The organism is Aquimarina mytili (assembly GCF_016735115.1).
Classification (GTDB): Bacteria; Bacteroidota; Bacteroidia; order Flavobacteriales; family Flavobacteriaceae; genus Aquimarina; species Aquimarina mytili.
This window is the reverse complement of sequence record NZ_JAERQJ010000017.1, coordinates 41,504-57,915: the sequence shown is the minus strand read 5'-3', so window position 1 is coordinate 57,915 and position 16,412 is coordinate 41,504. Positions and strand designations below refer to the sequence as shown.

General features: G+C 34.8%; 29 protein-coding genes. 26 read left to right on the top strand and 3 right to left on the bottom strand.

Annotated elements, in window-relative coordinates; all coding sequences use genetic code 11:
• The first annotated feature begins 462 nt into the window (after positions 1-462).
• The 26 genes from JJQ60_RS21450 (at position 463) to JJQ60_RS21325 (ending at position 14,899) form a co-directional block, all read left to right on the top strand.
• Positions 463-1,299, top strand: coding sequence for a DUF932 domain-containing protein (locus JJQ60_RS21450; protein WP_201924669.1), 837 nt, complete (start codon positions 463-465; stop codon positions 1,297-1,299).
• A gap of 257 nt (positions 1,300-1,556) precedes the next feature.
• The gene (locus JJQ60_RS21445) at positions 1,557-2,342 is read left to right on the top strand and encodes an N-6 DNA methylase (RefSeq protein ID WP_201924667.1); all 786 of its coding nucleotides are present in this window, start codon (positions 1,557-1,559) and stop codon (positions 2,340-2,342) included.
• Positions 2,343-2,853: 511 nt separating this feature from the next.
• Positions 2,854-3,186, top strand: coding sequence for a single-stranded DNA-binding protein (locus JJQ60_RS21440; protein WP_201924665.1), 333 nt, complete (start codon positions 2,854-2,856; stop codon positions 3,184-3,186).
• Between the two features lie 78 nt (positions 3,187-3,264).
• Positions 3,265-3,516, top strand: coding sequence for a hypothetical protein (locus JJQ60_RS21435; protein WP_201924663.1), 252 nt, complete (start codon positions 3,265-3,267; stop codon positions 3,514-3,516).
• Positions 3,513-3,866: a DUF6876 family protein gene (locus tag JJQ60_RS21430; protein ID WP_201924661.1), complete on the top strand. Its 354-nt coding sequence runs from the start codon at positions 3,513-3,515 to the stop codon at positions 3,864-3,866. Before JJQ60_RS21435 ends, JJQ60_RS21430 begins: the two co-directional genes overlap by 4 nt.
• Before the next feature lie 190 nt (positions 3,867-4,056).
• A complete protein-coding gene (locus tag JJQ60_RS21425; RefSeq protein ID WP_201924659.1) occupies positions 4,057-4,377 on the top strand; it encodes a hypothetical protein in 321 nt (106 codons plus the stop codon).
• Between the two features lie 141 nt (positions 4,378-4,518).
• Entirely contained in the window at positions 4,519-5,034 is a 516-nt protein-coding gene (locus JJQ60_RS21420) for a hypothetical protein (protein ID WP_201924657.1), read from the top strand.
• Between the two features lie 11 nt (positions 5,035-5,045).
• Positions 5,046-5,507, top strand: a complete 462-nt coding sequence (locus tag JJQ60_RS21415; RefSeq protein WP_201924656.1) for a hypothetical protein — start codon at positions 5,046-5,048, stop codon at positions 5,505-5,507.
• 42 nt (positions 5,508-5,549) lie between these two features.
• Positions 5,550-5,735, top strand: a complete 186-nt coding sequence (locus tag JJQ60_RS21410; RefSeq protein WP_201924655.1) for a hypothetical protein — start codon at positions 5,550-5,552, stop codon at positions 5,733-5,735.
• Positions 5,736-5,921: 186 nt separating this feature from the next.
• The gene (locus JJQ60_RS21405) at positions 5,922-6,320 is read left to right on the top strand and encodes a hypothetical protein (protein ID WP_201924654.1); all 399 of its coding nucleotides are present in this window, start codon (positions 5,922-5,924) and stop codon (positions 6,318-6,320) included.
• A gap of 177 nt (positions 6,321-6,497) precedes the next feature.
• Positions 6,498-6,869: a hypothetical protein gene (locus JJQ60_RS21400; protein ID WP_201924653.1), complete on the top strand. Its 372-nt coding sequence runs from the start codon at positions 6,498-6,500 to the stop codon at positions 6,867-6,869.
• Positions 6,870-7,010: 141 nt separating this feature from the next.
• The gene (locus JJQ60_RS21395) at positions 7,011-7,223 is read left to right on the top strand and encodes a hypothetical protein (protein WP_201924652.1); all 213 of its coding nucleotides are present in this window, start codon (positions 7,011-7,013) and stop codon (positions 7,221-7,223) included.
• A complete protein-coding gene (locus JJQ60_RS21390; RefSeq protein WP_201924650.1) occupies positions 7,220-7,438 on the top strand; it encodes a hypothetical protein in 219 nt (72 codons plus the stop codon). Before JJQ60_RS21395 ends, JJQ60_RS21390 begins: the two co-directional genes overlap by 4 nt.
• Positions 7,439-7,487: 49 nt before the next feature.
• The gene (locus tag JJQ60_RS21385) at positions 7,488-8,156 is read left to right on the top strand and encodes a hypothetical protein (RefSeq protein ID WP_201924649.1); all 669 of its coding nucleotides are present in this window, start codon (positions 7,488-7,490) and stop codon (positions 8,154-8,156) included.
• A gap of 437 nt (positions 8,157-8,593) precedes the next feature.
• Positions 8,594-8,866, top strand: a complete 273-nt coding sequence (locus JJQ60_RS21380) for a GNAT family N-acetyltransferase (protein ID WP_201924648.1) — start codon at positions 8,594-8,596, stop codon at positions 8,864-8,866.
• Positions 8,863-9,048, top strand: a complete 186-nt coding sequence (locus JJQ60_RS21375; protein ID WP_201924647.1) for a DUF2158 domain-containing protein — start codon at positions 8,863-8,865, stop codon at positions 9,046-9,048. The genes JJQ60_RS21380 and JJQ60_RS21375 overlap by 4 nt, the downstream gene beginning before the upstream one ends.
• A gap of 8 nt (positions 9,049-9,056) precedes the next feature.
• On the top strand, positions 9,057-9,830 hold the full coding sequence (locus JJQ60_RS21370) for a phosphoadenosine phosphosulfate reductase domain-containing protein (protein ID WP_201924646.1): 774 nt from the start codon (positions 9,057-9,059) through the stop codon (positions 9,828-9,830).
• Between the two features lie 2 nt (positions 9,831-9,832).
• Entirely contained in the window at positions 9,833-9,991 is a 159-nt protein-coding gene (locus tag JJQ60_RS21365; RefSeq protein ID WP_201924645.1) for a hypothetical protein, read from the top strand.
• A 2-nt stretch (positions 9,992-9,993) separates the two neighbouring features.
• Entirely contained in the window at positions 9,994-10,512 is a 519-nt protein-coding gene (locus JJQ60_RS21360; RefSeq protein WP_201924644.1) for a PH domain-containing protein, read from the top strand.
• Between the two features lie 32 nt (positions 10,513-10,544).
• Entirely contained in the window at positions 10,545-11,228 is a 684-nt protein-coding gene (locus JJQ60_RS21355; protein ID WP_317194040.1) for a DNA-processing protein DprA, read from the top strand.
• Positions 11,218-11,841 (top strand): hypothetical protein, encoded by a 624-nt coding sequence (locus tag JJQ60_RS21350; protein WP_201924640.1) that lies wholly within the window; start codon positions 11,218-11,220, stop codon positions 11,839-11,841. The genes JJQ60_RS21355 and JJQ60_RS21350 overlap by 11 nt, the downstream gene beginning before the upstream one ends.
• Before the next feature lie 311 nt (positions 11,842-12,152).
• The gene (locus JJQ60_RS21345) at positions 12,153-12,590 is read left to right on the top strand and encodes a hypothetical protein (protein ID WP_201924638.1); all 438 of its coding nucleotides are present in this window, start codon (positions 12,153-12,155) and stop codon (positions 12,588-12,590) included.
• Between the two features lie 444 nt (positions 12,591-13,034).
• Positions 13,035-13,226, top strand: coding sequence for a hypothetical protein (locus JJQ60_RS21340; protein WP_201924636.1), 192 nt, complete (start codon positions 13,035-13,037; stop codon positions 13,224-13,226).
• Between the two features lie 24 nt (positions 13,227-13,250).
• The gene (locus tag JJQ60_RS21335) at positions 13,251-13,571 is read left to right on the top strand and encodes a hypothetical protein (protein ID WP_201924634.1); all 321 of its coding nucleotides are present in this window, start codon (positions 13,251-13,253) and stop codon (positions 13,569-13,571) included.
• Between the two features lie 337 nt (positions 13,572-13,908).
• On the top strand, positions 13,909-14,388 hold the full coding sequence (locus tag JJQ60_RS21330; RefSeq protein ID WP_201924633.1) for a thermonuclease family protein: 480 nt from the start codon (positions 13,909-13,911) through the stop codon (positions 14,386-14,388).
• A 310-nt stretch (positions 14,389-14,698) separates the two neighbouring features.
• Positions 14,699-14,899 carry a hypothetical protein gene (locus JJQ60_RS21325; protein WP_201924631.1) on the top strand — a complete coding sequence of 67 codons (201 nt, stop codon included), beginning with the start codon at positions 14,699-14,701 and terminating at the stop codon, positions 14,897-14,899.
• Positions 14,900-14,908: 9 nt separating this feature from the next.
• Here the strand turns inward: JJQ60_RS21325 and JJQ60_RS21320 are convergent, their stop codons facing one another.
• From JJQ60_RS21320 to JJQ60_RS21310, 3 genes are read right to left on the bottom strand one after another with little or no spacing between them, the layout of a single operon-like run.
• On the bottom strand, positions 14,909-15,778 hold the full coding sequence (locus JJQ60_RS21320; protein ID WP_201924629.1) for a lytic transglycosylase domain-containing protein: 870 nt from the start codon (positions 15,776-15,778) through the stop codon (positions 14,909-14,911).
• A complete protein-coding gene (locus JJQ60_RS21315) occupies positions 15,750-16,085 on the bottom strand; it encodes a hypothetical protein (protein WP_201924627.1) in 336 nt (111 codons plus the stop codon). The genes JJQ60_RS21320 and JJQ60_RS21315 overlap by 29 nt, the downstream gene beginning before the upstream one ends.
• A 9-nt stretch (positions 16,086-16,094) precedes the next feature.
• Positions 16,095-16,412, bottom strand: a complete 318-nt coding sequence (locus JJQ60_RS21310) for a hypothetical protein (protein ID WP_201924625.1) — start codon at positions 16,410-16,412, stop codon at positions 16,095-16,097.

Here is a 16,412-nt window from a genome sequence, read left to right as displayed (position 1 = left end):
TTGGTTACTGCAAGCAGGTAGTTGATAATAATTAAATGTTGTGCATATTCAATTAATACAATTTATTCTTTTAGTATTTCATTATTTTGTGATGGTCTTCAAACGAAGGTATGTTAAGGTTCAAACTCAATATTTAAATTGTTTTTTGAACCTTTTTTACATTTTCCTGTTTTCATTATGAATCACAAAATTAAATACAATGAAAACTAAAAGAAGAAAAAAATTCGATTTGATTGATTTTATCTTACTACTTATCATTTTCTGGGATTAGTTGATCATTCAAGGTACAGAACGATTATTCAATCAATATCCATGCAAGTTAAAGTCGTATAAACTCCCATCAAAAGACTACGGCATAAACCAGGCGATTACATCGCCCTTTTTATTCCGTTTCCTTTTGAGCTGAGATTATATCTTCCCTTTGAAAACTGCCTAAATATTGTTTAATCTAAAATTTTAATTATGTATTTAGAAAATTTAGTGCAGGATGAAATCTATGTTCCTTCAGAAATGAAATCCCTAAAAGAATTAACTGACATAGACTCCAGGAGAGGGTTAGAAAATGTTATTATTTCTAATGGTAAAATCGTCAATGTAGTTTCTAACAGCTATGGACATATACCCAACGAAATCTTCTTTAAAAAGGCAGAACAAATGCTTATTGATTCTGAACTTCACTATCACAAGCAAACGATCAACAGATCCGACAGATCATTTATCACAGATTTTATTATTGATGATGAAAATCAATTTTCAGTCAAAAATGACAATGATCTTATCCTGCCAATGCTTCGGTTCAAGAATTCCTATGACGGAAGTGAAAAAACCTCCGGTCATTTCGGTTTTTACAGAAAAGTATGTTCTAATGGATTACACGTATCTACTACAGAAGTTGAATTTTCCATTAAACATAGAAAGAATAATTCACACTTGATTATGCCAGGAATTAAAAATCTATTTAAAAAGTTTTTAGACAATGAGTTTTATACCATCGTACATCAATTTGAGCAAATGAAAGAAGTGAAGATTATAGATACTAAAGAATTTGTAAAAGATATCTTAGAAAAAACCAAGCTCTTTAGATATGAATGCAGTGACAAGAACCAGGATCCATCCAAGAAATCCAGAGATGTTATTCAAATTTTAAATAGCGAATCAATTTTATTAAACGAACCACCTAATTTATGGCTTGGCTATAATGCTTTTAACGCAGTACTTCACAATCAGATTAAAAAGAGTTTTTCTCAACAAGAGAAGTTTGATAAAGCGCTCTTTGATCACATATATGAATTAGTATAACATACTGATAGGTTTCTCCAGTACCTTAAACTGGAGTTTTATTTAGTATTCCTTACTCTCGCTGTAAAGGTATCGAACCTTTTCAGCTCGATATACTTTCAATCAAAATTTCCCAAAGATAAGCTCGCGAAATAATTCCGGAAAAGGGACGGCATAAACCATTCCTATCCTCACTATTTATTCCGTTTCCTTTCCGCTCCATTATTTCGCTAACACTGGTTACCGGGGAACTATTGTTTCATTTAAAATTCATATCTATGAGCAGACATAACAGACACACCCCGGAGGAATTAAAGAACTTCATAAAATTATTTGATTCTATATCATACAGGCACAGCTATTACAAAGTCTTTGATGATTTCTTAGATTTATTTATTAATGGTTGGAGTTTCAATCATAAAATAGACCTTCCTGGAATACGTAAAATTTATTCACAAGAAGAAAGAAATACATTCGGAAAACTGATTTATGAAACTATACACATCTTAAATTCTCAAATAAAAGAAGATACGGACTTCTACGATGTATTTGGAACATTTTATGAACTAAATAGCCTAACCAATAAACATTTTGCACAATTTTTCACCCCTCTTCCCATATGTAGGTTTATGGCCCAAATACTAGAACCCCAATCAACTGAATTATTTTCTGACCCTTGTTGTGGTTCTGCTAGGTTCTCCCTGGCTGCCAATAGTGTGAATATAGGAATGTTCCACTCATTGGTGGATATAGACTACACTTGTGCTAAAATGAGCGCACTAAACCTTCTTTTACACGGAATCGATGGTATTGTAATTTGTGATGATGGTCTCTTCCCTGGGAGAAACTTTAAAGGTGCATTCATAGTAAACAGGTCTCTCAGGTATGAAAAAATTCCTAGAATCGAATATGTAGAGGATGTTCATCTGGCATATAACTATGTTCGTAAAAGGGTAGGGGTGAGTGAAAAACCGATATCCAAAACAAATAATAGTGTAGAGGATCATAGTGATATCAAAGATATTATTGTAAATCCGGTCACTAAACAATTTAGTCTTTTTTAACCCGTACTAAAATAGTAAATGGGTAGCTTTTGATTCAAGTATGAATTATCCACGCCCAAGCATCCTATATTTACTTCAATTACATTTTCAGTAAATACAAGATCCTTGCTCCATCGCTTTCATCGGAAAATAAATAGTGGCTGCTTGCTTCCAGCTTGACTACCTTATTTTGGTTTTGACTTCATTTCAGGAACGCCCGTTACCTGGGCCACCCTTTCATTCATTACAAAACATCAAAACAGCAAAGAGGTTACCACCACATTGCTGTTTTTCAAAAACGGTAGTCAACTCTTACTAAGAAAAGATAGTAAGAGTGCGCAGCGTCAAAGGGAAAATTAATTTTAAAGCATTGAAATACAGTTATATAATATGTTTATGGAAATAATAATTACTATAAAAAACTAATATAATAATTAATATAATAAAATGTATAAAATGTTGTGTATTAATATATTTATTCGTATATTTACTATGTAAAACAATAACAGTTAAACCTTTAATAATTTTAATTATGAGCACACTAAGAAACAGAGTACAGTTAATCGGAAACGTAGGACAGGATCCGGAAATTAAAAACTTAGAAAACAACAAAAAAGTAGCTAACTTTTCGATTGCTACTAATGAAACTTACACCAACGATAAAGGTGAGAGGGTGACTAAAGCATTATGGCATAACATAGTTGCGTGGAACAAGACTGCAGAGATCATCGAAAAATACGTACAAAAAGGAAAGGAGGTTGCTATAGATGGTAAACTTGTTTCCCGTAGCTATGAAGATGCTGAAAAGAAGAAACGATACATTACTGAAGTAGTGTGTAACGAAATCCTATTACTAGGATCATAGACCTTAAAAGAGAGGGTGTCATTCGACCAAAAACAAGCACCCTCTCAAACCTTTAATAATCCTAATTAAAAGATTATCGTGGCAAATTTAATAAAACAATTCTTCACGGGATTCTCTTTTCTGTTTTTAAGTAAATCAAACTTTACTTTTGAGAATCTAGCACCAGAACCCACTCCATTAGCAACCGGAGTGTCTACACAAAAACGTATGAACGGGGATACAGTTCATATTGAAGTATTCCAAAAACACGAACTATCAAAATCAGGAAGACCTAAAAGAAAGTTCCGTCCTTTTATCTCTGAGACTATCACTAAAAAACATTTGTTATGAATAGTCCTCAGGTAATCACAAATCAATTAGCATCTTATACTTATTCCGAGTTACTTTTTTCATCCCCGGAAACAGAAAGTTTTTATACGGAAGGGATTGAAAGATTCTCAAGAATTTGTCAGTGTAAGTGGTTTATAAAGGATGCATTACAGGTCTGCAGTAAGCTAAAAAAGGCACATCTTTTTATTACAATAGATTTTAAAAAGACCGACAATAAAGCAGCGGTTATATATTCTGATGGAGGATCCATGCTATTGTATCGCCAGGAATATGACCAACCTGATTTTCCATTAGACCAACAACGTCTTTTTTTCTGTAATAATACTTTACTACTTCCTTCAGAATGGTAATAATAATTTCAAAACGATGAAGACATTATATATACAACTTAGATCCATTTATGTGCATACTGATTTCAAAGCACTATGGAAAGATTTAGCCAAAGGTGCAGGTTTTGCCTGTCATAGGTGATTTAGTGTGTGAACGAAACCAACCCTTATTGTTAGGGTTGGTTTTTTAAAAACTTCAAAAACATACAAGATGAATATTTCAGTAGATAAAGAACAAGATATTTACATCAATATAAATGAACTGGCACAAGCCATCGTACATAAAATCATTACCGATGAATACGGAGAAAAGCATTTTCCAAATGGTATTTATAAACAGAATAAACCAGGGGAATATTCAGAGGAAGTAATTGTTTTTTTCGCACAACGGTATTTTGATTATAGAAAGTTAATTGAATTAGCAGAAGTTCCGCTTCCGGTAGAAGAACCACCGCAAGAGAAGAAGACTTCTAAACCTAAAAGTTGGTCCACTAAAGTAAGGGGATTTTTGAAACGGTTCTTTAGTTATTGATTGCCCCCTGTTGATACCTGCTGCTCGAAATGAGAACGAAATGATGTGGGACGAGTAGCAGGGATACAGGGCAAAAAAAGAACACAACTCCAGAACTGGAGGAGATCTATATAAAGATAACGATATTAAAACTTAATAAAAATGAAGATTTTAAAAATATGGGTACTATTACTTTTTTTCCCTTTAAGCATACAAGCTCAGCGAACCCAAAAAGTGTTGATACAACAACAACAAGTTTTTACATACAAATGGGAAGGTATCACAGCTGGAGGGATCCGTGTATGCGGAGTTGCTAAAACCTATAAAGAAGCAAAACAGGCAGTAGATCGTTTTAATACAAAAAACTGGAATACAAAATATAAATTAGAACATCATACCATCCGCCTGGATACCGTAATTCATATTGGCGATGATGATTATTTTGCCGTTTTTAAAAAACGGTGTCCTCCTGGTTATCGTTTTTTTTCTCCCAGGGATATGGCCGCTATCGATATCGTGGATAGGGAAGGAATGAATGCAGCGATCTTGTATTATCTGAAAACCTCTAACAAAGGATATAAAGAAGCAAAAAATTATCTGCAGCATCTTTATTATAATTTGAATCGCTACAGGATAAAAGAGGATTTGAAAACATTTTCAAGAATCAGTCAATTTTAATCTGTAAAGAAATGGATAAACGGCTAGATGAAATATGGGACAAACCAAAAAACCAATTACTCCCTCCTGAAGATATTGCATATTTAAAATCCAAGTTTCCTAAATCGAACTGGAAAGCTCAATATGCCTTTTACAGAAAGACAAGTAAGTTTGATTGCTATATAACTTTTATCATAGATCAGATGCCTTATTGTCCTAGGCGCAGCGCTGTACAAAACAATTGGGAAGTAATATGTGAGCGTGGTATAACCAATATAGAGTACGATGAACTTATCAATAACTGGGGATGTAGCAACCGGAGGTTTATTGTCTATCACTATAGATATATAGAACAGCTCCAGGTAGAAGATGAAAAATACTATATCGATACCCCTTTAGAATTTGTTGAGGAAGCTAAAAAAAGAGGATATACAGGAGATATACAATTGCGGTTAGATATTGAAGGATGGAACAAGGATTACGGAAATTCGTAATACATCCGGAATTAAGCTTCTTAATTTTAAAAAAAACAACGTATGCATCCGGAAGACAAAGAAAAATGGGATCAATTTAAAAAGAATGTGAGTGAAGGGAAAGACCCTGTTACCGAAGCTTTTAAGTTAGGCTTTATGGCTTGTCTTCAGTCCGTAGAGGATAAAGGACACACCGAATTGGTCAAGCTTCTTAAATATGAATATACATTAATAGATAAAAACTTTTGATAATGAAATGCCATTACTGTAACAAAGACCCCGGAACCAAAAGCAACAGCTCCGTTTGGAATGGTTTTCTGGACCAGGACACGAATCAATATGTTTGCTTTAAGTGCCAACAAGTACACTATTCCAGTAAACAAAAATCTGAATTTGCTCATTTGTTTTCTGAGCTTCCCGTAATACTCAATTAAAATGGGAAAAATAATATATATCTATCAAGGGAGGAGGCTTACCCACAAAAAGAAACTGATTCATTCTTATCTTGAGAAAGATTCAGGAAAGGATAGCTGGTATTCTAAAAAACTATCCCAAAGCTCTATTGGATCCATTATAGAATGCACCAAAACAGATACGGGAGTCAAAGCTCCGTATGACTATAAAGGTAAATTTGACGATGAATCTAAAATAACCCATTGGATCGAGTTAGACTGGGCAGCTAAAAAAGAATATGATTTATTAAAGGAAATGAAAAAAGTTCCAAAATCAGAATACGAAAATATCCTTCAAAGATTGAATTTAATTTTAGTTAACTTGCCTAGAAACCAGCGGAAACTATTTAAAATGAAACTTCTTCTGGATCTAAAAGATTAGTGGGTTATGATGACTAAAATTTCAAACTGGATACGACTGAAAAAACGAGCTTATAACTCCTGGCGATACAACTATTGTATTTGTAACCCAAAATATCCAATGTTACCGGATTACAAATATTGTCTGTATTGCGGAAGAAGAATATAAGAACTATTAATTCTAATAAAAACTACAACAATGAATAATACAATTTCAACTGAATCTGTAAAAAACTTAACAGGGATAGAGATCATACATTACTTTTCCCTTTGGCTTTATAACTGGACACAAGATGATTTTAAAGAAGCTTTTAAAGAATCTCGCCTGGGATGGGATTATTTTTGGGATAAGTTACAAGCCCGATCGAATCCTAAAAGTGATAATCCGGATAATCCTACAAACGCGTTAGTAGGAATCGTTCTTAATATGGACAAGACCCATCAACAAATGTTGTTTGATTATATCTTCAATAAAGGATATGTTGCAAACATTGAAAAACAACGAAAAAATAATGCCTGGATGGAAGAACAACTTCAGGAGCACTATAAAAAACACGGAATTAATAAATAGTATTATGAGTATCACCATCATCGGAATCGAAGAAGACCCCAATGAATGCCCTCAGTGCGGAAGTACCGAAAATGAAATGATTGAGCCGGACGGGATCTGCTACGAATGTTGGATTGAAAACCATATGTAACTTTAAATAGAATGAAAACACACGTAACAGTATATGACATTACATCTCAGCGGAAATTAGGAAATATTCATATTTCAAAAATAGATCAATATTACGATCAATGGCGAGGAAAAGGTTATGGAGTATTAATCGATAGAGATGGTTGTGTGTGTATTGATATGGAAGATCCGGAAGATGATGGGAAATATTATAGCGATCAAATAACAGACCTTAATAAATTATGAGCAAAAGAACCATACAAATAGATGTAGTTGACAGTAATAATCCTATAAACGGATTAATATCCTGTAATGTTTATATTGACGGAAGGCCTTGTGCTTTCTGGACCACTGAAGAGAACTATGACTCCCTTATACGCGACGGATTTTTTCTTAGGGATGGTAAAACAAAAGATAGCGCTGGAGTCATCAATACTTCAGCGACCTACTATGAGAAGTAACTGGAATCACACAGATAACCTATAATTGAAAACTATTAAAACTATGAAAATGAGAAAATTAACTTTATTGATCTTACCGATTCTATTTTGTTATTGTTCTGGTAGTAAACCAAAATTTTCTATAGATGCTACCAAAGCCTGTGCTGGGGATGAAATAGAATTTACCTGGAGAGAGAGCAAACCAACCTTTAGATTTACTGTCGTTCCTCCAGATGATAATGTTGAGATAGCCGCTTTGAATGAAAGGATAAATTCTGAAAACAAAGGATCTGCAAAGATAGAAGTAAGGAGAGACACTAAAATGGCCTTGATTGATGGAGATAAAGTTATATGGGAAAATAACATAGCAGTCGTACCTCCGGAATCATCATACCCTTTAGTTTTCCAATTTTTATGTAAATCCGAGAGATATAGTTCTAATAGTCTGACAAATGAATGGACTGATTCTGCGATTATACAGACAGTAGAAAATCAATCTTCTGTTACCGTGTTTTTAGAAATAATAGGACACCCCTATACTATCTTTCCGGGGGAGACTATTAATATTTCGAAAGCTGAAGAACTGGTAGCTTCAAACTATGTTGTTACCAATCGATTAAAGCCAGATGAGAGATGTCCTTTTGATGATTCCGGAACTGTTGAAGGAGAAGAAGATCGTCCTGTTAAAATACCACCACCTATTCGGTTAGTTTTTACTTATAAATGCCCAGGTTCTTAAAGTTTTATAATTGTATTTTTTTACTTTCAATCTGTAAGTGAAATTAACCGATTTAACGAACAGGAGTAAAGTTTGGTATAAAGACAAGCGTCTCATAATTAGTTAAAAAGAACCAATAATTAAGCCGAAGCCAGAAACGATAAGGGATAGGCAGAATTTAACAGTTTGTAACAGAAGTGGTATTATGTAAAATAGAGAGGTAAAATGCCTTTATAAGATACAACAAATAAATGATAGAAAAAACTCCATACACATCTACCGATCACCCCACCCGTGAAGCCAGGATCCATTACCTGAAAAATGATTGTAAACGGTATTCGGGATTTGAACTTCGGAAAACCTCCAAAGGGGAGGAAGTTTTTATCGCTTATCGGTATGGTGTACAAATTGAAATCGATGTGTACAGGATCCAGACACACTTGTACGATAGTTACGTAATGACCCTTTATGCTATCCGGAGAGATCAGGACAACATATTTGTCCATGATATCACCGGGAAAAAGCTAGAAGGATATGGAAGCCTTATAATGGAATACTTGTTATCTTATGCAAAAGCGGAAGGGATAAAGGTGATCTCCGGAGAGTTTTCTTCTTTAGACCTAGAAAACCATAAAGCTTTATTATTACACTTTTACCAAAAATTTGGTGCTGAATGTGTTGTTAATGATCATAACACCGGCGGTACCATTACATTAAAGTTAGAGCAATGAATACAAACACACCTTTATCATTAACAATAGGGGATCTGGTTTGTTTGCAATCCGGAGGCCCTACAATGAAAGTTACCTCGAAGGACACTGAAAACTATGTCCGATGTGAATGGGAAAATACCAGGGGTGACCATATGGTCGGAGATTTTCCAATCCATATTTTAAAACTACAGACTATATAATTTTTTCTATGAGATTATCAGAGTATGATATTATAATAATTAACAGTAGTGCAGGAAAGGATTCTTTGTGCGCTTTGTATGAGATATGCAGAATGGCAGAACTACAGAGCTTTCCTAAACAAAATATCATTGTATCTCATCAAGACCTTGGTAAAGCCAAATGGCCAGGTACCAAGGAGCTCGCTGAAACCCAAGCAGCCTTATTTGGCTTAAAAATTGTCTATTCTCACAGGAGAAACAAACAGGGATATCAGGAATCATTATTGGAATATGTAAAACGCAGAAAAAAGTGGCCTTCGAGTAAACAGCGCTATTGTACTTCGGATTTTAAAAGAGGTCCTGGAGGAAGGGTTGTCACTGCACTAACCAAAAACCTTACATCATGCAAAGTTTTATATGTATTTGGATTTAGAGCTGAAGAAAGTCCTTTTAGAGCAAAAAAAGAAAAAATTTCAATCAATAAAAGACTCACTAACAAGAGTCGTATTGTTCACGAATACAATCCTATCCTACACTGGTCTTTACAAAGAGTTTGGGATACTATTCACCAACAACAATTACCTTATCATTACGCATATGATCTAGGGATGACAAGGCTATCCTGTCGATTCTGTATTTTTGCTCCTTTTGAAGAATTGGTTATTTCTGGAACTCATAACCCAGAATTATTAGAAGAGTACGTCGATGTAGAAAAAACTATTGGACATACTTTTACTACGGCACATTCCCTGGCAGAAGTAAAAGAAACTATACAAAGGAGAACTCATAAAAAAGCCTCTTAATTATGGTAAAAGTATATCAAAAACAAACTAAAGAAATAGAGGAAGACATTGAAACACCTTATTTTGGTGAAATCATTAAAGAAGATACCAAAAGTTTTACGCTCCATTCCTGGTCAGCCCCTTTTTCAAAAAAAGAGTATTATTATAAAGTAGAATTATAATTATGGATGATGCAATCTTATTTCAGAATTATTCAAGAGACGGAGAGACTTCGACTGAAATTGTATTATGGACCGGAAAGTCCACACAATGGATTAATTTCAAGCATTTCTTTTTATCGACATTAGTGTTTGTGGGAATTACGGTAGCTTATTTATACAATGGAAATGACTATATTTTGTATGCATATATTGTTCCGTTTTTTACTGCATTCTGGGCGTGGCTTTATGTACAAACCACTCAATATGTGCTCACCAATCACAGAATTGTAAAAAAACACGGGATCTTGAATCGTTATACATTTGATGTTGAACTATACCGGGTGAAAGATGTCTTACTGATAGAACCGTTGTTTCTCAGAATTCTTGGATTTGGATCCATTCGCTTAGTTACCTCCCAGAAAACAACAGAAAATTTTACTATCCCAGGGATTAGGAAAGCTAAAGCGCTTCGCGAACAAATTCGTAAATTAGTGGAAGAACGCCGGATCAATCGAGGTGTTAGGGAATTTGATACAAATTAAATACATTGCCTTTTCAAAAGCAGTTTAATCCTATGGAAATGGAAATCAGCAATTATCAGGAATTCAGATCTTATTTAACGGAAGTGGAATTAAAAAATTCTCCTGAAGAATTATTTACCGAGGGTGATTTCTCTTTGTTATACGAGGGTAGGAGGGTTGCCGTGGTTGGATCCAGAAAGGTGAGTCCCCAGGGCATCAAAAGAGCTCAGGTTATCACTAAAAAATTGGTTGAAAAAGGAATTATTGTTGTCAGCGGTCTTGCCCAAGGAGTAGATACAGTTGCCCATACCACTGCTATCCGTGAACAAGGAAAAACTATAGCAGTACTAGGAACACCCCTTGACAAGGTATATCCTAAAGAAAACAAAGAGCTTTTAGACCTTATTAAAAAGGATCACCTGGCTATTTCCCAATTTCCTTTGAATTATCCCTCCAGGCCGGCAAACTTTCCTATCCGGAACCGGACAATGGCATTAATCAGCGATGCAACCATTATCATCGAAGCTTCAGAAAAAAGCGGAACCAGGCATCAAGGTTGGGAAGCCCTTAGGTTAGGGAGATCTGTATTGCTTTTGGAAAACATTGTCAGTGACTCTTCGTTAACCTGGCCAAAAGAGATGTTGGATTATGGAGCTCAGGTTTTAACCCGTGAGAATTTTGACAGCATCCTTAGTGATCTTCCCTTTGTAACTTCCAAATCCGATTATGCTTTCTGAACTTGATTACGCTACTTTTGCACGTTATACCACCCGGGGGAATTCAGAAAACGGTCGTAAATCGAGACGTTTGGGAGGAGCTGTTAAAAACGGAAACCGCACAGTTATTCAAAATGCACTAAAAGTTATTGTCAGTACTCCTGAATTAATGGATTTTTTTGGAAAGGACGCGATACTTGTTCCCGTTCCAAGAAGTTCTTTATACCGGGAAGGAAACCTTTGGCCAACGAAAGTTATTGCTGAAGAAATGTTAAAGGCCGGTATTGGAATTGAAGTTTGTACTTGTCTGGAAAGAATAACTGCAGTTCCTAAGTCTGGTTTTCAAACTAATGCAGCTGACCGACCATCGGTACAGAGACATTATGAAAGTTTAGCAGCTCATTTTGATTTTTTAGAATCCAATAATATGATTTTAGTGGAAGATATCATTACTTTAGGGAGAACCACTTTCGCCTGTGCATCCCGGCTAAGTGATGCATTTCCAAATGCAACCGTAAAGGCCTTTGGTTTATTTCGTACACGAGGCTTTGAGGATCCGAATTTACTTCGGGATGTTAGGTTCGGTACAATGATCTACAGAGATTATACCGGTAATGTTCAAATGCCAGATTAAAGTTATACATCGAGCCCCCTTTTTCTTGATATAGGGATCGAACCTATACCAAGAAACACAGGACATTTGTGTTTATAGAAACCTGTGCTAAACCAAAGAAATATTATATCATTCAATACTACTAATTTAATCAAGCCGCCTTTGCCCTGCCAAGGTAGATTTAAAAAAATAGGGTATCCCTCTTCCGTTGTCAGGGGACCCTCCACTATTTTTTTACCGGCAGCCCACTGCCTAATTCCACCTTGTCCCCCTCACCGGTACCCTCCTGTTGATTGTTGCTGCAGTATTGTTTAATATAAAATTTATCACCTATGACAAATTTAAAAGATGATCAACTACAGGGAATTACCAACACGTTAGGATTTCGTCCTATTATTGAAACTTCCGAGGAATGGGAACGAAGAAAACGAGTTGAATTTATTTTACAAAAGATCGAAGGATCCAATGACCTTAAAGAAGCTTACCTAAGCTTTAAAAAGAAGCGTTATGCGGTATATCAGGCATATCAGCAGATGAAAGCTTTAACCGATGGAAGTTTAGATTCGGTACTACCATCAGAACGTGACACCGGATTTCATTATCAAATCACCGTTCAGAATGTTGTAGATGGTGAAAGCAAAGAAATTGTTACCTTATCATCTCCGAATTCAATTACCTTTTTAACGAGTGAGATGTTACGGATTTTAGATGAAATGAAGATCAGTTTCGAACTCGATATTATAGAATACGGAAAAGAAATGAAGTTATAAACACGGGGGCATTATTGCCCCTTTTTTAATGATACTTTTCTCTGGCAGATCATACAATAGCCATCAAATTTTATTTGATGATTGCATTTCTTTAATCCCATTTTTATTAGTGTTCTGTCTATTCTTACTTCTTCTGATATCGATAACTTTTCTTCCATACATTAAAAGTATGTATTTATTTGTAATAGGCAGTATCCCCTTTGTATTTTCTTTTCACAAAAGAAACAAAATAGTATATGGTCTCGCTCCGCTCGGTTATTAATCAATATTAGCACTAAGTTCAGCACACTCGATTTACCATCAAATTTCTGTGCGTAAACAATTACATTAACCCTCTTCCTAACGTCAGGGGACCCATCCAATTCTTCACTTCAAAATTTGAGCGAAAATCTCCTTAGCACTGGAGCTGAGTACAAATATTGTTTCATCATTAAATCTAAAATTATGTACACTACATTAAATCTGGAATTTTTGAACGTTGATTCAGGAATCATTTACAGCCTGCAAAAAATTACAACTAAACAAAACCTGGTTACTTTCCATTGTCAATCCATTTGGGATTCAACATCTAATGAACTTGTAGCAGATCAGGATTTTCTTCATCTGTTGGATAACGGAACTTTTTGTCTACTCTAATTATTAATTATTAAAATTACTATAATGGAACATTCTGAAAAAATACTCGTAAAAGGTAAAGAAACCCTAGTTACCTTAAAAACAATTGAAATGAACTATTACCGTGAAGAGGAATTCTATCAAATGAGTGAACAATTTGGAGACACCGAACCTTTCCCGTATCATTCCTTAAAACATTATATTGATTTATTGAAGGAGGGGAAAGCAACCCTTTTAGACCCTACACTGGGAGCAACCTTTCCTGCTATTCACTTTAAAGACAATCCCGAAGATCTACACAAGGTGATAGCATTTTGCACACAAAATCAAATACCATTTAAGAAGGTGGATATTGAGTATCGATAATACTTTAATAATGTTATATTCTTAGGTAATAAGAATATAACATTATTTCTCTGGACTGCATTCACCAGGAAGAGGATATCGAATCCCTCTTCCTGGTGTTCAGGACTTTTTGGTTTTATAAAACCTGTTCCGGATCCAAGGGTATTTATTAATCATATATCTGTGTAAAGATAAACCCGTAAAATATTCCCTTTCAAATTTTCCTGCACAACAATTAAGGTATCCCACTTCCTTCGTCAGGGGAACCCTCCTGAATTCTTATTTGAAAATTTGAGATGAAATTTTACTACCGTTTGAAAGTGACACAAATAATGTTTAACTTAAATTTATGTATACTATGAAATCTACTTTTAAATTATTTGTGTTTCTCCTTTTTGTACAGTTATCTGTTTTATCACAGGAAGGAAAAGTGATAGGTGTGAAGGACGGCGATACAGTCGTTATCCTGGATGATGATAAGAATCAATATACTGTTCGTGTTGCTGATATTGACTGTCCCGAAAAGAACCAACCTTTCGGCAAAAAAGCAAAATGGTTTACTTCAGAACAAATTTTTGGAAAGAAGGTATCGATACAGGTTAAGGATTCCAATAAGCCAACTGACAGATGGGGAAGGATCATAGGCTATCTCATTTATGAAGATAAAAACCTCTCTCACGAATTACTGAAAGCGGGATTAGCCTGGCATTATAAATATTATTCTTCCGATAAGGTAATGGCCAGTTTAGAATCTACCGCCAAGAAACAAAAAATAGGGTTGTGGTCAGATCCCAACCCAATCAATCCATATAACTGGAGAAAAGGAGAGAGAAATTAATCTCTCTCTTTTTTATTCTTAAAGGGACTTATCATTTTCGGCCCTTTCGGGGTATCGAACCCCTTCAGGAACCGTTTGGGATTTGCTTATTAACAATCTTTTTGCCAGATCGATGATGTACTATTAATCAATTATAGTGCAAAGATAAACCCGCAAAATATTCCCTTTCAAATTTATCTGCACAACAATTAAGGTATCCCACTTCCTTCGTCAGGGGAACCCTCCTGAATTCTTATTTGAAAATTTGAGATGAAATTTTGCTAACGTTTGTCATACCGGCAAATAATTGTTTAACTAAATATTATACATTATGAAAAATGTAGTAGAAATTCAAGTAAATGAGCCAGTAATGGTAGGAAGTAACGGCGAAAATCTTCCAATTAACAATTTTTTCAGACCCTTTCTATCTGAAGAAAAAACAGGAACAAAAAAGAAACCCAATCAAAAAACAGACTGGGTTGCTAAGTTCAGAGAATTCGCAAAAGCAGCAAGTTATGCTTGTCACAGATAAACTTGCATTTTAATTTAAAATTAACCTGCTATCTACGATAGCGGGTTTTTTTATACTATAGTAGTACGTTCCTTTTGGAATGTACAGGGTTTTTAAGTGCGGGTTCAAAAACATAAAAATGTTTTTTTCCCTTTGATTTGTAAAACTACTTCTGTCTATTCTCATATCCGACTCTGCTTTGTTTAGCCGCACATCGCTATATCTTATAGCAAAAGTATAGGGCTTAATCCCAAAGTCGCTGTAATAATTCATTAAGAATTGTACAGCCAAAAATGAAGGAACATATAGTCTTGTTTCTTCAGGGAGATATTGTATAATTTCCCAAAAGGTTGTTTTACCTGTTTTTTTTAATATTCTTTTTATCCTGCCAATTCCACAATTATAAGCGGCTAAAGCTAATTCCCAGTCTCCAAGCTGCGTATACAGTTGCTTTAAATATCGACACGCTGCATCTGTGGAAGCAACAGGATCATTGAATAAATTTATATATTGATTTTCATACAAACCCAGCGACTTTCCTGTAGGTCTCATAAATTGCCACAATCCCTGAGCACCTACTTTACTTGTAGCCCTGGTTTTTAAATTGCTCTCTACTATTGTTAAGTATTTTAGCTCCTCCGGAAGATCATAAAGTTTTAGCTTGGTCTTAAACAAAGGAAAATAGAACTTAGCTAATCCCATCGTCTTCGGGAAGCTTTTCCTTTTACTAAATTTTTGTATTTGATTCCAGACTAATGGATGAAGCTTGACTTTTATTTCATTAATGCTGTTTAAAGCTTCAATCCGATTTTCTATCTCAATTTTTTCCTGTGAGGTACCATTAATTGCAAAACAACATATCAAGAACAACTTAATTAATAAGGTTCTTAATATCTCCATCTAAATCTAATTTGTCATTTTCCTTGAATAGATCTTCCAAGGTTTTCTTACCGTAAGGATCCTTTATTTCGTGTTCTTCAATTTTAAACTCATCTTCCTCCATCCAGCTATCATCGAAAATTGTGTCCTCTTCCTTCAAATCCAATACTTTGGGTTTTTCTTCTTCCTGTTCTATTGCTACGGGTTCTTTCGCAGAATGTTCTTCGTATAGTTTTTTTTCTTTTTTAGAAAAATAAAATTTATCGACGGCAAAATACACCAATCCTGCAGCTACAAACTTCATTATCAAGATCATTGTGCTATCCATACGGTTTAATTATTTATTTTCCTTTAAAAAGTTATCTATCAATTCATTCACGATAGAACTGGCAGAAATATCTGCCAATTCTTCGTTATCTATACTTTGTAATTTCAGCTCCAGAACGTGTTTTCGAAGCTTCTTATCAAGCGACTCATTGATTGTGTACGAAACATTAACCTTTTTGTCTTTAGTGGAATCTGACGCTTCATTTGGCTTCTTAACCACTTTTTTCTTTTTTTCTGTTACAACAGCCTCTTCCTTTTTTTTCCCTTTGAAGGCCCCATCCAACGAATCCGGAACTTTTGTATTACTTAGTTTGTCTGTTAAGTTCAT

Coding starts and splice junctions, on each gene's coding strand:
- JJQ60_RS21450 (WP_201924669.1), top strand. CDS start 463: ATGTATTTAGAAAATTTAGTGCAGGATGAAATCTATGTTCCTTCAGAA.
- JJQ60_RS21445 (WP_201924667.1), top strand. CDS start 1,557: ATGAGCAGACATAACAGACACACCCCGGAGGAATTAAAGAACTTCATA.
- JJQ60_RS21440 (WP_201924665.1), top strand. CDS start 2,854: ATGAGCACACTAAGAAACAGAGTACAGTTAATCGGAAACGTAGGACAG.
- JJQ60_RS21430 (WP_201924661.1), top strand. CDS start 3,513: ATGAATAGTCCTCAGGTAATCACAAATCAATTAGCATCTTATACTTAT.
- JJQ60_RS21425 (WP_201924659.1), top strand. CDS start 4,057: ATGAATATTTCAGTAGATAAAGAACAAGATATTTACATCAATATAAAT.
- JJQ60_RS21420 (WP_201924657.1), top strand. CDS start 4,519: ATGAAGATTTTAAAAATATGGGTACTATTACTTTTTTTCCCTTTAAGC.
- JJQ60_RS21415 (WP_201924656.1), top strand. CDS start 5,046: ATGGATAAACGGCTAGATGAAATATGGGACAAACCAAAAAACCAATTA.
- JJQ60_RS21410 (WP_201924655.1), top strand. CDS start 5,550: ATGCATCCGGAAGACAAAGAAAAATGGGATCAATTTAAAAAGAATGTG.
- JJQ60_RS21405 (WP_201924654.1), top strand. CDS start 5,922: ATGGGAAAAATAATATATATCTATCAAGGGAGGAGGCTTACCCACAAA.
- JJQ60_RS21400 (WP_201924653.1), top strand. CDS start 6,498: ATGAATAATACAATTTCAACTGAATCTGTAAAAAACTTAACAGGGATA.
- JJQ60_RS21395 (WP_201924652.1), top strand. CDS start 7,011: ATGAAAACACACGTAACAGTATATGACATTACATCTCAGCGGAAATTA.
- JJQ60_RS21390 (WP_201924650.1), top strand. CDS start 7,220: ATGAGCAAAAGAACCATACAAATAGATGTAGTTGACAGTAATAATCCT.
- JJQ60_RS21385 (WP_201924649.1), top strand. CDS start 7,488: ATGAGAAAATTAACTTTATTGATCTTACCGATTCTATTTTGTTATTGT.
- JJQ60_RS21380 (WP_201924648.1), top strand. CDS start 8,594: ATGACCCTTTATGCTATCCGGAGAGATCAGGACAACATATTTGTCCAT.
- JJQ60_RS21375 (WP_201924647.1), top strand. CDS start 8,863: ATGAATACAAACACACCTTTATCATTAACAATAGGGGATCTGGTTTGT.
- JJQ60_RS21370 (WP_201924646.1), top strand. CDS start 9,057: ATGAGATTATCAGAGTATGATATTATAATAATTAACAGTAGTGCAGGA.
- JJQ60_RS21365 (WP_201924645.1), top strand. CDS start 9,833: ATGGTAAAAGTATATCAAAAACAAACTAAAGAAATAGAGGAAGACATT.
- JJQ60_RS21360 (WP_201924644.1), top strand. CDS start 9,994: ATGGATGATGCAATCTTATTTCAGAATTATTCAAGAGACGGAGAGACT.
- JJQ60_RS21355 (WP_317194040.1), top strand. CDS start 10,545: ATGGAAATGGAAATCAGCAATTATCAGGAATTCAGATCTTATTTAACG.
- JJQ60_RS21350 (WP_201924640.1), top strand. CDS start 11,218: ATGCTTTCTGAACTTGATTACGCTACTTTTGCACGTTATACCACCCGG.
- JJQ60_RS21345 (WP_201924638.1), top strand. CDS start 12,153: ATGACAAATTTAAAAGATGATCAACTACAGGGAATTACCAACACGTTA.
- JJQ60_RS21340 (WP_201924636.1), top strand. CDS start 13,035: ATGTACACTACATTAAATCTGGAATTTTTGAACGTTGATTCAGGAATC.
- JJQ60_RS21335 (WP_201924634.1), top strand. CDS start 13,251: ATGGAACATTCTGAAAAAATACTCGTAAAAGGTAAAGAAACCCTAGTT.
- JJQ60_RS21330 (WP_201924633.1), top strand. CDS start 13,909: ATGAAATCTACTTTTAAATTATTTGTGTTTCTCCTTTTTGTACAGTTA.
- JJQ60_RS21325 (WP_201924631.1), top strand. CDS start 14,699: ATGAAAAATGTAGTAGAAATTCAAGTAAATGAGCCAGTAATGGTAGGA.
- JJQ60_RS21320 (WP_201924629.1), bottom strand. CDS start 15,778: ATGGAGATATTAAGAACCTTATTAATTAAGTTGTTCTTGATATGTTGT.
- JJQ60_RS21315 (WP_201924627.1), bottom strand. CDS start 16,085: ATGGATAGCACAATGATCTTGATAATGAAGTTTGTAGCTGCAGGATTG.
- JJQ60_RS21310 (WP_201924625.1), bottom strand. CDS start 16,412: ATGAACTTAACAGACAAACTAAGTAATACAAAAGTTCCGGATTCGTTG.